10 protein-coding genes are annotated in these 12,871 nt (G+C 70.9%); 6 read left to right on the top strand and 4 right to left on the bottom strand.

What is annotated here, in order from left to right; genetic code table 11:
- Window positions 1–107 precede the first annotated feature (107 nt).
- Window positions 108–581 carry a hypothetical protein gene (locus ACWDX9_RS50520; protein ID WP_449968579.1) on the top strand — a complete coding sequence of 158 codons (474 nt, stop codon included), beginning with the start codon at window positions 108–110 and terminating at the stop codon, window positions 579–581.
- 63 nt (window positions 582–644) lie between these two features.
- Here ACWDX9_RS50520 and ACWDX9_RS50525 read toward each other — a convergent pair whose 3' ends face one another.
- Window positions 645–2,579, bottom strand: coding sequence for an exo-alpha-sialidase (locus tag ACWDX9_RS50525; protein WP_449968602.1), 1,935 nt, complete (start codon window positions 2,577–2,579; stop codon window positions 645–647).
- A 502-nt stretch (window positions 2,580–3,081) separates the two neighbouring features.
- On the opposite strand from ACWDX9_RS50525, the gene ACWDX9_RS50530 reads away from it, so the two are divergent.
- From ACWDX9_RS50530 to ACWDX9_RS50550, 5 genes are all read left to right on the top strand, one after another.
- Complete coding sequence (locus ACWDX9_RS50530; RefSeq protein WP_449968582.1) at window positions 3,082–4,197, top strand: sensor histidine kinase; 1,116 nt, start codon at window positions 3,082–3,084, stop codon at window positions 4,195–4,197.
- A 4-nt stretch (window positions 4,198–4,201) separates the two neighbouring features.
- Entirely contained in the window at window positions 4,202–4,864 is a 663-nt protein-coding gene (locus ACWDX9_RS50535) for a response regulator (RefSeq protein WP_449968585.1), read from the top strand.
- Between the two features lie 103 nt (window positions 4,865–4,967).
- Window positions 4,968–6,443, top strand: coding sequence for a nitrilase-related carbon-nitrogen hydrolase (locus ACWDX9_RS50540; protein ID WP_449968588.1), 1,476 nt, complete (start codon window positions 4,968–4,970; stop codon window positions 6,441–6,443).
- A 114-nt stretch (window positions 6,444–6,557) separates the two neighbouring features.
- Entirely contained in the window at window positions 6,558–8,255 is a 1,698-nt protein-coding gene (locus ACWDX9_RS50545) for an aminotransferase class V-fold PLP-dependent enzyme (protein WP_449968591.1), read from the top strand.
- Between the two features lie 443 nt (window positions 8,256–8,698).
- On the top strand, window positions 8,699–9,925 hold the full coding sequence (locus ACWDX9_RS50550) for a serine/threonine-protein kinase (protein WP_449968593.1): 1,227 nt from the start codon (window positions 8,699–8,701) through the stop codon (window positions 9,923–9,925).
- Window positions 9,926–10,048: 123 nt separating this feature from the next.
- On the opposite strand, the gene ACWDX9_RS50555 is transcribed toward ACWDX9_RS50550, so the two are convergent.
- The 3 genes from ACWDX9_RS50555 to ACWDX9_RS50565 all read right to left on the bottom strand — a co-directional run bounded on the left by ACWDX9_RS50555 (window position 10,049) and on the right by ACWDX9_RS50565 (window position 12,806).
- Entirely contained in the window at window positions 10,049–10,546 is a 498-nt protein-coding gene (locus ACWDX9_RS50555; protein ID WP_449968596.1) for a DoxX family protein, read from the bottom strand.
- Window positions 10,547–10,893: 347 nt separating this feature from the next.
- Entirely contained in the window at window positions 10,894–11,148 is a 255-nt protein-coding gene (locus tag ACWDX9_RS50560) for a hypothetical protein (protein WP_449968599.1), read from the bottom strand.
- Window positions 11,145–12,806, bottom strand: coding sequence for an OmpL47-type beta-barrel domain-containing protein (locus tag ACWDX9_RS50565; RefSeq protein ID WP_449968600.1), 1,662 nt, complete (start codon window positions 12,804–12,806; stop codon window positions 11,145–11,147). Before ACWDX9_RS50565 ends, ACWDX9_RS50560 begins: the two co-directional genes overlap by 4 nt.
- Window positions 12,807–12,871: the final 65 nt, after the last annotated feature.

Consider the following 12,871-nt stretch of genomic DNA (forward strand, 5'->3'; position numbering starts at 1 on the left):
GTAATAGGCCCGGAAGTCCTCCCCGGCCGCGAACAGCTTGTCGAGCTCGCCCCGGCACGCCGCGATCACATCAGGGTCGTCGATCCGCCTCGCGCGACCTGTATCCGGTGATCCGCCGCGAGGTTCCCGCGGTCATCGGGATCAAGGTGGCCGGCGGCGACGCGCGGTGGTACGCGGAGATGCGGCGCCACGCGGCCGGCCTCGCCGTCTTCGTCGCCGGCCACGACCTGGCGACCGGACGGCGGCACGGCGCCGCCGGCTCCTACTCGAACATCGCCGCCCTCAGCCCGGCCGGCGCCATGGCATGGCAGCGGATGATGGTCGCGCAACCCGACGCCGCGCTCGACGTGGAACGACGGATCCACGAGTTCTTCGCCGCTCATGTCCAGCCGCTCCAGCACAGCGGGTACGCCAACCCCGCGCTGGACAAGTTCCTGGCCCACCTCGGCGGCTGGGCCGACATCGGCACTCGAGTCCGGTGGCCGTACGAGTCGGTCGACGCCTCGCTCGCCGTACGGCTCAGGCCACTGGCCCGGGCACAACTGCCCGAGCTCTTCCCCGGAGATCAGCACAGGACGTAGGACGTCCTGCTGTCATGAGTGATGGCGCCCGCCGGGGGCCGGCGAGCGCCATCGCCGTGTCCCTTAGCTGACCTGATCGAACGGCAGCCGCAGCCCGAGCCGGCCGCCGACCGGGAGGTTCCACTGCCGGATCAGGTCCAGCTCGGCGTCGGTGACGGCACGCCGGTAGACGCGTACCTCGTCCAGCGACCCACGGAAGCGGTCCACGCCGTCCAACCGCTGCCCGATGTGGATTCCCTCGAGCCCGAACTCCTTGCCGAGGGTCAGCGAACCGGGCGGCGCCGCCGCCGACGAGACCTGCACGCCGTCCACCAGGAGCCGGAGCTCACCGCGTACCCGCTGGAGTGCCACGAAGTGCCACTGCCCGTCGTTGTACGCGCTCGGCGACTGCACGGTCACGTTGAACCGGTCGACGGACAGGACCGCCCGGATGCGGTTGCTGGCCGGTTCGGCCCGCAGCCACAGCGCCGGCGGGTTGGTGCCCCTGTTCACCCGGTGGAACCAGAGGATCGCGTGCGAGCCGGTCTTCTCCGAGTACCGGATCCAGGAGGTCAGCGTGAAGTCCTTCGCGCCGAGGTCGATGGAGTCGTTGAACGGCACCTCCACCCGGTCGTCCACCCGGTCCAGCGCCAGCCCGTTGCCGAACCGCCCGTCGGTGGTCTGAGCGCCACCGCGAACATATGCCTGGTTGCGGTACGGCGACCTGTCCGGCGTCGTCGGGCCGGGCGCCGGAGGGCCGGGGATGCCGGGCGGGGTGCCGTTCGGCGTCTCCAGGTACGCCTCGTTGAACCGTGCGAAGCGGATCTGCTCGTACGGCGTGATGGTGCCGGCCTCGTACATCAGCGCCGCTTCGTCGCCGTCCAGACGCACCATGTCCGAGTACGCCGTCGGCCCCCAGGAGAAGACCTTGCCCTCGTCCCAGGTCTCGAAGCGGCGCCCCTCGTCGTAGGACGACCGGATTCCCATCGCTTCCCGGGCGCCCGGGTGCATCGGCGAGGAGAAGAGGATGCGCCCGTCGCTGAACCGCAGCAGCGACGCCTGGACGTCGGTCGTCGCGAGTGCCGGCATGGTGCGGAACGGGGCGTCCCACGTCTGGCCGCTGTCGCTGCTGGTCGCGTACGCCCGGCTGCCCTCGTCGGTGCCGCGCTCACGGGCCGAGGCGTAGATCCGCCCGTCGGTCAGCTCGACGACGGTGACCTCCTGGGCGATGACCGAGCCGTCGTCGCGGGAGGTTTCGGCGCCGATGTTCCACGTCACCCCGCTGTCGTCGCTGTAGAGCAGGTGCGTGCCGTAGACGTGCTTGCCGACCCGGTCCCAGCTCTCGAAACTCGCCCCGACGACCAGCCGCCCGGCGTGCGGGCCCCGCTTGAGCTGGATGCCGTGCATCGGGCCGGTGGCGTACCAGAAGTTCCACTCCGGACGCTTGCCCTCGGTCATCTCCCTGGCGGCCGACCAGGTCGCCCCGTGGTCGTCGCTGAACTGCACCCAGGGGTCGCGGTCACAGCCGTTCGGGCACGGCTCCGGGCCGTTGTGGGTGCTCACCAGCACGATCCGCCCGGTGCGCTCGTCGACGATCGGCACCGGGTTGCCGTGGGTCGTGCCGTTGCCCTCCGAGATCACCTGCAGCGGGCCCCAGGTCCGGCCGCTGTCGGCGGAACGGCGCACCACGAGGTCGATGTCCTCGTCGTCGCCGCAGTCCTTCACCCGTCCCTCGGCGAACGCCAGGAGCATGCCGTTCGTGGCCCGTACCACGGCGGGGATCCGGAAGCAGCCGTATCCGAAGTCGCCCTGTTTGTAGAGCACCTGCTCGTCCACGAACGGTGCGGCGTCGGTGGTCGCGCCGGCCTCGGACGTCTCCGCCGGCGCCGGTGTCGGCGCCGCGGTCGCCGGCCCGGCGAACGCGCTGACGAGTAAGCCGGCGAGCACCACTACGGCGCCCGCCCGGCGGCGCCGGGAGCGACGCCCGGCACGGCCCTCCGGGGGATGGCCATCGTGCATGTCCACGCCCTTCCTGACAGGAGAAGGTTACAAGCGGACATCCTACGTCCAACGTCCGATGTTAAATAGACGGTGAACGTAGAATGTTCTCCGGAGGGGCGCTGAGCGGATGGCGGACGCGTTCTCGGCGGGACCTCCGTCGCCGACCCGCAGCACGGGCGCCCGCGTAACGCCGGCGGCCTGGACCGGATCAGGTCGGGGTCGACGCCGGCCGGCCGGTCGCGTAGGTCGGCGAGCAGGAGCAGAGCGGCCGGGGCCTCATCGCCGGACGGTTGGAGGCATCCGCCGGTCAACCGTCAGACCGCCGAACAGCCGTCCTCCCACCGTCACAGGAGCAGGCTGGATGCCGGGTGGCACCTACTCCGCGCAGAGGCCCTCGACGGGCGCGGCGCCGCTACCAGCTCGGGCAACCTGTCCTGTAACGGGTCACTCCTGAGAGTGAAGGACGCTGTCCGTCGTGAGAGGGATGCGCCGGGCGGCATGAATCCTGATACTGAGCGAGATGCCCGGACTCACTGAGCGGCTGCGCTCCCGGTTCCAGAACGTACCCCCACGCGTGGTCGACATCGCGATCACCGTCGTCGTGTCGGCCGCCACCGTCGGTCCCGCGCTGGTCCCCTTCCGGCAGCCGTGGTGGGTGGTCGCGCTGGCCGTGCTGGCTTCGGTGCCGGTGCTGTGGCGGCGGACGGCGCCACTCGTGGTGACCGGTGTGGTCGGGCTGGCGATGACGGCGCTGGTCATGTGGGAGAAGCCGATGCTGCCGTACGGGCCGCTGGTCGGCACCTACACCATCGCCGCGCTGAGCCCGCCGCTGCTGCGGCTGGTGGCCGTCCCGGTCATCGGCGCCGGGGTGTACGTCTCGCTCGTCCTGCCGCAGGAAGATCTGGATTCCTATCGGGTGGTGGGTACGGCGTTCGTCGCGGCGTACGCGCTGGGCACCAGCACCCGCGCGCGCCGCGCCCGAGCCGCCGAGCTGGCCGAACGAGCCCTGCGGATGGAGCGGGAGCGAGCCATCGCCGCAGCTCACGAGCGGGCGCGCATCGCCCGGGACATGCATGACATCCTCACCCACTCGGTCGGCCTCATCGTCGTCCAGGCCGAGGCCGGACCGCTGATGCTCCGGGCCGATCCCGGACGTGCGGAGGCCGCCTTCGACGCGATCGCCGACACCGGCCGGGGCGCGATCGCTCAGCTGCGGGCCCTGCTCGGCGCGATGCGCCCGGGCCAGGACGGTCACCGGGAGCCGCAACCCGGGCTCGCGGCCCTGCCGGACCTGGTCGAGCGGACCGGCCGTACCGGGCTGCGGGTGACCCTGACCAGCGACGGCCCGCCGCGGCCGATCCCCGCGGAGGTCGACGTGGCGGCGTACCGGATCGTGCAGGAGGCCCTGACGAACGTGCTGCGCCACGCTCACGCGCGCACCGCGCGGGTACGACTGTGCTGGACGCCGAGCGCGCTGCGGGTCGAGGTGGCCGATGACGGCAGCGGCGGGGACGGCGCCGCCGGAGGGCACGGCCTGATCGGGATGCGCGAACGGGCCACCGCTTGCGGGGGGACGCTGCACGCCGGTCCGGGGGACAAAGGCTTCGTCGTGGTGGCCACGCTTCCGGTTGGATAGGCCTATGCTCCGCGTGCTCGTGGCCGACGATCAGGACCTGTTCCGGGGCGGCTTCGCCATGATCCTGAACGCTCAGGCCGACATCACCGTCGTCGGCGAAGCGGCCGACGGCGCCGAGGCCGTTCAGGCCGCCACCGAGTTGCGCCCGGACGTCGTGCTGATGGACATCCGGATGCCCGGCATGGGCGGGATCGAGGCGACTGAGCGGATCTGCTCGGCGACGTCCGCCAAGGTGCTGGTGCTGACCATGTTCGATCTGGACGAGTACGTCTACGACGCGCTGCGCGCGGGGGCCAGCGGATTCCTGCTGAAGGACATCCGTCGCGACGAACTGGTCACGGCGGTGCGCGTGGTGGCGGCGGGAGAGTCGCTGCTGGCGCCGACGGTGACCAGACGTCTCATCGAGGACCTGGTCCTGCGGCCGAATCACGGGGTGGCGCCCCGGCTGGCCGCCCGCCTCGCCGAGCTGACCGGCCGTGAGGCCGAGACGCTGCGGCTGGTGGCCCGGGGGCTGTCCAACGCGGAGATCGCCGGCGAACTGGTCGTCAGCGAGTACACGGTCAAGAGCCACGTCAGCCGAATCCTGACGAAGCTGGGGCTGCGCGATCGGGTGCAGGCGGTCGTGTTCGCCTACGAGTCGGGACTCATCGTCGCCGGCGGCGCCTGAGCGGTCCGTGAGGGGGAGTGCGGAGATCACTCTTCCCGCCGATGCGGTGGCACGGCTCCGGTACGGAGTATCGAGGCAGTTCCCTGGTGGAGGAGTCTGCTCGATGAGATCACAACGATGGTGGCTGATCGCCGCGGCGGTGCTGTCGGCCACGCTGTTCTGGTTCGGCACCGGCTTGCGGCCGGTGCCGTGGTGTACGTGGATCGCGCCGATCCCGATCCTCGTCCTGGCACCGCGCTGCTCGGCGCGCGCGGCGCCGGCCACCGCGTCCGTCGCCTGGCTCGCAGGCCAGACCCCCATGTGGGGATATTTCCTGAACACGGTGCAGATACCGCCGGTGCTGGTCGTCCTCCTGCTCATCGGTTCGGCGCTGCTGTTCGGTCTGGTGGTGATCGCCTACCGGGGCCTGACGTTGCGCGGACACCCGCTGATGGCCGTCGGCGTCGTCCCGGCGGCGTGGGTCGTCATCGAGTACGCGCTGTCGCTGATCACACCGAACGGCGCCTGGTGGAGCCTGGCCTATACCCAGGCCGACGTCCTTCCCGTCATCCAGATCGCCTCGGCCACCGGGCCATGGGGAGTGACGTTCCTGCTGATGGGAGCTCCGGCCGCGGCCGCCGCCCTGCTGGCGCGCGGTGCGGTCGGCCGGGTGCGGGTGGCCGTGGCCGCCGCGCTGGTCGCGGCCGTGGCGGCGGGATACGGATTCTGGCAGCTACGGCCGGCCGAAGCGGGAACGGCGGTCAAGGTGGCGCTGCTGGCCACCGACCGGTCGATCGACCCGGTGGCGGTGACCGGCCCCGAAGGGCGAACCCTGCTGGCCGGCTACCTGAGCCGTATCCCGGCCCTGGCCGAGCGTGGCGCCGACGTCGTCGTACTTCCCGAGAAGGTGTTCCGGGTGGAGGAGGCGGACCTGCCGTCGCTCGCCGGGCCGTTGTCCCGGCTCGCCTCCGACCACCGCCTCGACATCATCGTCGGGCTGATCCTCATCAGGGACGGGCGCGAGTACAACGCGGCCATCGACTTCCCCTCCCACGGCGGCCGGCCCGTCGAGTACGTCAAGCGCCACCTCGTACCAGGCCTGGAGAGCGAGTTCCAGGCAGGAACGGCGCAGGCGTTCGTGCCCGGGTCCGGCGGACGACGGGCGATCGCGATCTGCTTCGATCTCGACTTCCCCGACCTGGTCCGCGACTACCGGCGCGACGGGGCGACCGCGCTGTTCGTACCGGCCTGGGATTTCGGCGACGACGCCTGGCTGCACAGCCGGATGGCGATCACGCGCGGGATCGAGAACGGCCTGACGGTGGCACGAGCGTCCCGGCAGGGCGCCCTGACCGTGAGCGACCCCAACGGTCGCCTCCTGGCCGAGGCCCGCACCACGGACGCCTCCTTCGTGTCGGTGACCGCGGACCTGCCGGACCGTGCGGTGCCGACCCTGTACACCCGGTTCGGCGACTGGCTCGCGTGGGTCTGCACCCTCCTGCTGGCCGCGATATGCGCGGGCGTGGCCTTCCTGCGGCCCCGGGCTTTGACTCCATCGGCAAGAAGCGAGCGACATGAAATGAACGGGATCAGGACGTAGCTCGGTGGGTGCGAATTCCAGGCGGCGGAATGCTTTGCCGCGGCCGGCCAGGTGCGGGTGAGCATCCCCGCGGCGGCCTGTTGCCCGGGACGGCGCGCGCGGGATCCTGGACGTGTGCAGACACAACGATCCGCCTCCGAACCGCCGACCTCACCGCTGCTGGAGCGCATCCGCGCCGCCGTCATCGGCGACGACGAGGTGCTGCAGGGCCCGTACGGACCGCGCCGCATCATCTACGCCGACTACACCGCCTCGGGCCGGTCGCTCGGCTTCATCGAGGACTTCATCCGCGACCACGTCCTGCCGCGCTACGCCAACACCCACACCGAGAGCTCCGGAACCGGGCTGCAGACCAGTCGATTACGCGAGGAGGCCCGCGGCGCGGTCCACGAAGCCGTCGGCGGTGGCCCGGACGACGTGGTGATCTTCTGCGGTTCGGGCGCGACCGCGGCGATCAACAAGCTCGTCGGCATCCTGGAGCTGCGGGTCCCCGGCCGGTACGCGCCGATGGTTCCGGAGGAGGACCGGCCGGTGGTGTTCGTCGGTCCGTACGAGCACCACTCCAACGAGCTGCCCTGGCGCGAGTCCATCGCCGACACCGTCGCCATCGGCGAGGACCGCGACGGCCACATCGACTGCGACGACCTGCGTGTCCAGCTGGCGCGCCACGCCGGGCGGCCGCTGCTGATCGGCAGCTTCTCGGCCGCCTCGAACGTGACCGGCATCCTGTCCGACACCGAGCGCATCGCGGCGCTGCTCCACGAGCACGGCGCGCTGTCGTTCTGGGACTACGCGGCGGCCGGGCCGTACGTGCCGATCCGGATGGCCGCCAGCGCGCCCGGGGCGAACGACCACAAGGATGCGATCTTCCTGTCGCCGCACAAGTTCATCGGCGGGCCGCAGACGCCCGGTGTCCTGGTGGTGAGGCGCGAACTGGTTCGCAACCGGGTGCCCACCGCGCCGGGCGGCGGCACCGTACTGTTCGTGGACCCCACCGGGCACCGCTATCTCGACGACGCGGTCGCCCGCGAGGAGGGCGGCACACCGGCCATCGTCGAGTCGATCCGCGCCGGGCTGGTCTTCCGGCTCAAGCAGGCCATCGGCACCGACCTCATCCAGGCCCGTGAGGAACGCTTCTGGCAACGGGCCCTGCGACGATGGGAGAGCAGCCCGAACATCGAGATCCTCGGCGACCGGCACTCTCGCCGGCTGTCCATCGTGTCGGTCCGCATCCGGTCCGGGGAGCTGTTCCTGCACCACAACTACGTGGTGGCGGTGCTGAACGACCTGCTCGGCATCCAGGCGCGCGGCGGCTGCTCCTGCGCCGGCCCCTACGGCCACCGCCTGCTGGCCATCGACGCCGCGCGCTCGCGGGCCTTCGAGGAGGAGATCGGGCATGGCTGCCAGGGCATCAAACCGGGCTGGGTACGCATCAACTTCAACTACTTCGTCTCCGACGCGGTCTGCGACTACCTCATCGAGGCCGTCGAACTGGTCGCCCGCTACGGCCACCGGTTGTTGCCCGACTACCGCTTCGAGCCTCGTACCGGGCTGTGGCGGCACCACCGCGACTCCGCCGAGCCGCCACTGCACCTTTCCGACTTGCGCTTTGACGAACCCGGCGCGCCGCCCGCCCCACACGTCCGGGCCGGCGAGGACGCCCTGCCCGGCTACCTGGAGGAGGCGCGGGCCATCCTGGCGGCCCGCTCCGACGAGATCGACCTGCGCCCGCCCGGCCTGCCGGACGACTTCGAGCGGCTGCGCTGGTTCCCGCTGCCGGCCTCCTGCCTGGCCGCTGCGGAGAGGCGGTGATCGCTTCGGTGATCGACGGGCCGGCGTCTCAGGCGTTCCGGCAGGCGGCCAACCGGTCGGCCGTACGCCGTGGTGATAACCATTGGCCGCATGAGCACTGATCAGGCCGACCCCGCTGACCTCGCCGCGCTTCGCGCCGCCTTCGACGTCGAGGCATGTGAAGCGCCCCTGGGCTGGGATGCGGTTCACGCCTTCGAGGTAGAGCACGGGGTCGTCTTGCCGGAAGCAGGTCTTCGACCACGGCTCGATCGTTCTGGGCACCGACGGGTGCGTGACGTGCGAATCACGACGCACCCCGATCGAGCACACGAGGTCGTTCACGTCGCTGCGCTCGGGGGCCACATTCTCCGGGAACCAACAGTCGAAGATCGTGGGTGTGCATGTACGGACGATGATCGGGTACGCATGTCGTCATGCCCGTCACAGGCTATGAAGGATGGTTATTGGGGGCTCGGTACAGGTTGCTGGCCGAGCTGGGCCGAGGGGCCATGGGCAGGGTCTGGCGCGCTCATGACGAGCTGCTGGATCGGCAGGTGGCGGTCAAGGAGATCCGCATCCCGCACCGGCCGGGGCCAGAGCGCGAGGCGCTGCTCAGGCGAACCCTGCGCGAGGCTCGCCTGACCGCGCGGTTGAGCCACCCGCGCATAGCAGCCGTGTACGACGTCGTGGTCGCCGACGAACGGCCGTGGATCGTACTGCAGCTCATCCCCGCCCCCAGCCTGGCCCAGGTGATCACCGAACGGGGACCGCTGTCCTCGCCCGCGGTCGCTCGAATCGGGCTCGAAGTGCTGGACGCCCTGCGCGCCGCCCACGCCGGCGGCATCGTGCACCGCGACATCAAGCCCGCCAACATCCTCATCACCGACGACGGGCACGCCATCCTCACCGACTTCGGGCTGGCCAGCACCCTGGATGACCAGGCGCGCCGCACCTGGGAGAGCGTTGTCGTCGGCACGCCCGCCTACATCGCCCCCGAACGCGCCCGCGGCGGCCCCGCCACGCCGCAGGCCGATCTGTGGTCGCTGGGCGCCACGTTGTACGCGGCGGTCGAGGGCCGTGCCCCGTTCGGGTGCAGTAGTGAGCTGGCCACCCTGTCCGCGGTGATGGCCTCGGACCCCTTGCCGTTGGAGCACGCGGGGCCGCTCGCCTCGATCATCGCCGGGCTGCTGGACAAGGATCCGGCCCGGCGTACGGACGCGGCTCGCCTTCACGAGCAACTGTCCACCCTGTGTGAGCAACCGGTCATTCCGACCTCTTCGGACCCTCCGACCGTTGACGGTGACAGCGGGCAGATCAGCGGCTCGCCCGTCGGCCGTCCGCTTGGGGAACGGGCACCGTACCGGCAGTGGGCTGTCGAGCACTGGCGGCAGGGGGCCGTCATCGCGGCCCTGATCGTCAGCGTGATGGCGACCACCTCGTGGTGGCGGGTCGAGCCGAGCACGCACCAGTCACCACCCATGACGGAGGCCACTCCGCCGCCCACCACGATGGAGCCGGACACGGCGCTGCCGGCCCACCTCATCTCGGGCCGGCGCCGGGTCGTCAGAAGCGAACCGGAGCACGCTCGTACGGAACCACCCCTCTCCGCCGACGTGTCCGGCATCCCGCCTGGACAGGCCAAGAAGATCAAGACGAAGAAGATCAAGGTAAGGGGTCACGGCCCGAAATGACGGTCGCGGCCGCTGGCGCTCGAGGCCATGGCGCACGGTGGCCGCGCCCGTCGTCAGCAGGCCGAGTCGGGACGCGATGTCCTCCGCAGCGTTCAGCTCGTCGCCCCTGGGCTGTCCTGCCCGTCACGCCGACGCGCGTACGACCACGAGAACCGCCACCAACGCCAGCACCAGGACATCGACGGATATCGTCGCCGCCGAGTCGGACACCCGGATCCGGCTGATGATCGCACCGGCCATCAGCATGACCAGCCCGATCGACGCGGCCACGCCGAGCAACGGCACCACGAGCCCGGCGAGCAGCCCCAGGCCCCCGGCTGACTCGCACACGCCGATCAATTGCCACAACCTCGGCCGGAGCCCGAGATGATCGCGAATCGCCAGCGACTGCGGCAGACTCAGCACCTTGACCCCGCCGGTCCCGAGGAACAGCAGACCGAGCAGGATCGACAGCACGACAACGACGGTGCTCATCAGTGGCACTCCAAAGATCCACACAGCACGAACAACCTGCGCTATCGCGGCAACCAGATCATGATGAGTATGCCAGCCGTGCCCGTTGCGCTGGATCACCCGCTGGAAAGCTGGCCTGAACGCGATCTCGACCGCGCCCGCGGCCACGCTTGACCCAGCGGACGATGCGAGCGTGAGGAGACCGCGACCTGGGCTGACGCCTGGCGACAGGGCTCCCTGTCACCAGGCATCAGCCGATCAGCGCACGGCGTACGCGCGGGTGATGGTCTGGGTCACCGCGCTGCCCGACATGTCGGTCGCGACTGCTCGGAGGGAGACGAACCCGGCGGTACGGGGATTCAGTACCGCCGCCTGCGCGACGGCGATCGGCTGCTGGTGGTCGGTGCCAGTGGTGGGGTCGGCAGCGCGGCGGTCCAGCTCGGTCAGCGACTCGTAGAACGGCGTGTAGACCTCCGCGGTGAGGGTTCCGGCGTTCCGCGCGGCGGCCAGGGTGCTCAGGTCACGCGCTCGAGCTGCGCGTCCGGGCCGATGTCGGCGAAAACCGCACGGGCAGTACGCAGGATGCCCTCGGCGACGGCGACGGCGACGGCGACGGCGACGGCGACGGCGATGGCGCGGGCACCGGCCCGGCCGAGGCGGTCGCCCGCGAGATCCGCGATCGGGGCGGCGAGGCGGTGGCCGACCGAGGGATACGCACCGAGACCGGCGGGCGGCGTTCGAGAGGGAGGCCGCCCGCCGGCTGGGGTCACGTGTCCTTGCAGCCCTTGCCCGGCTTCGGGCATCCCGGGCCCGGTGCGGACTTGACCAGCATGAACCTGGCCGTGCCGACAGCCGAGGTGTTGCCGGCCTTGTCGGTGGCCCGGTAGGTCACGGTGTGGGCGCCCGGCTGGGTGACGGCAAGCGGCTTCGCGTACACCGCGTACGGCTGACCGTCGAGGGAGTACTCCACCGTGCCGACCCCGGACCCGGCGTCGGTCGCGGTGAGCGTCACCGTGGCGGAGCCCACGTAGTTCCAGGCCCAGTCCATGTTGCCGGTGATCTGCGCCGTCACCTGCGGCGGAGTGGTGTCCTCTCCCGGAGGAGCCGCCACGGTGAACGTCACCGAGCCCACCGGCGAGGTGTTGCCGGCCTTGTCGGTGGCCCGGTAGCGCACGGTGTGCGCGCCCGGCCGGTTGACCGACACCGGAGCCGAGTAGGCCGTGAAGGCTCCGTTGTCCAGGGAGTGCTCCACGGTGTCGACCCCGGACTGGGTGTCGGTCGCCGTGAGGGTCACGGTGGCGGAGCCGACGTAGTCGCCGTCGTCGTTCCGGTCACCGGTCACCTGGGCGGTGACCTGCGGGGGAGTGGTGTCCTTCTCCTGCTCCGCCACCACCGTGAACGTCGTCGTGCCCGGGTCGGAGGTGTTGCCGGCCTTGTCGGTGGCCCGGTAGGCCACGGTGTGGGCGCCCGGCTGGGTGACGGGGAGAGGCTGCGCGTACACCGCGTACGGCTGACCGTCGAGGGAGTACTCCACCTTGTCGACCCCGGACCCGGCGTCGGTCGCCGTGAGGGTCACGGTCGCGGAGCCGACGTAGTTGCCGTCGTCGTTACGGTCGCCCGCCACCTGGGCGGTCACCTGCGGGGGAGTGGTGTCCTGTCCTGGAGGGGCCACCACGGTGAAGGTCGTCGTACCCGGGTCGGAGGTGTTGCCCGCCTTGTCGGTGGCCCGGTAACGCACAGTGTGCGCGCCCACTTCGTTGACCGTCACCGGAGCCGAGTACGCCGTGAACGCCCCGCCGTCGAGCGCGTACTCCACCGTTTCCACCCCCGACTCGGTGTCGCTCGCGGTGAGGGTCACGGTCGCGGAGCCGACGTAGTTGCCGGCGTCGTTCCGGTCGCCCGCCACCTGCGCCGACACCTGCGGCGCGGTGGTGTCCGTGCCGCCGCCGTCGGTGACCACCAGCTCGCCGACCATCTGGCCATGACCGGGAATCGCGCAGAAGAAGCGGTACTTGCCCGGAGTGAGGTTCACCTGCGCCTGGTGCCGGCCGCCGTTCGCGTCGAAGGGGCTGGCGATGATGTTGAGGCTGACGTCGTGGTTGTAGCCGGGGGTGGAGACGTCGAAGGTCAGGGTGTGCGTCATGCCGGTGGTGTTGCCGGTCGCCGCACTGTTCTCGAAGACGATGGTGGTGGGCCCCGCGGTGGCGGTGTCCGGCGTCGACTTGTACGCGGTCATGCTGTTGTCGGCGTTCCAGGTGAGCACCTGGTCCGCCTGGGCCGTCAGCCGCATGGGGGGCTGCGCGCCGGCCTGGACCGACGACAGGAAGAGCGCGGGAAGCGCCACGGCCAGCAACATCACGGCCAGGCCCGGCGCCGTGGCAGCGGCTTTGAACGTCCTGCGTAAGGCATGGATCAGTCGAACATGCATGGGATCGATGCACCTCTCAGAGTCTGCGCGGCTGGGGTGGGGTGCCGGGCCGGGGCAGGCGCCCC

Source organism: Nonomuraea sp. NPDC003201, from assembly GCF_053590415.1.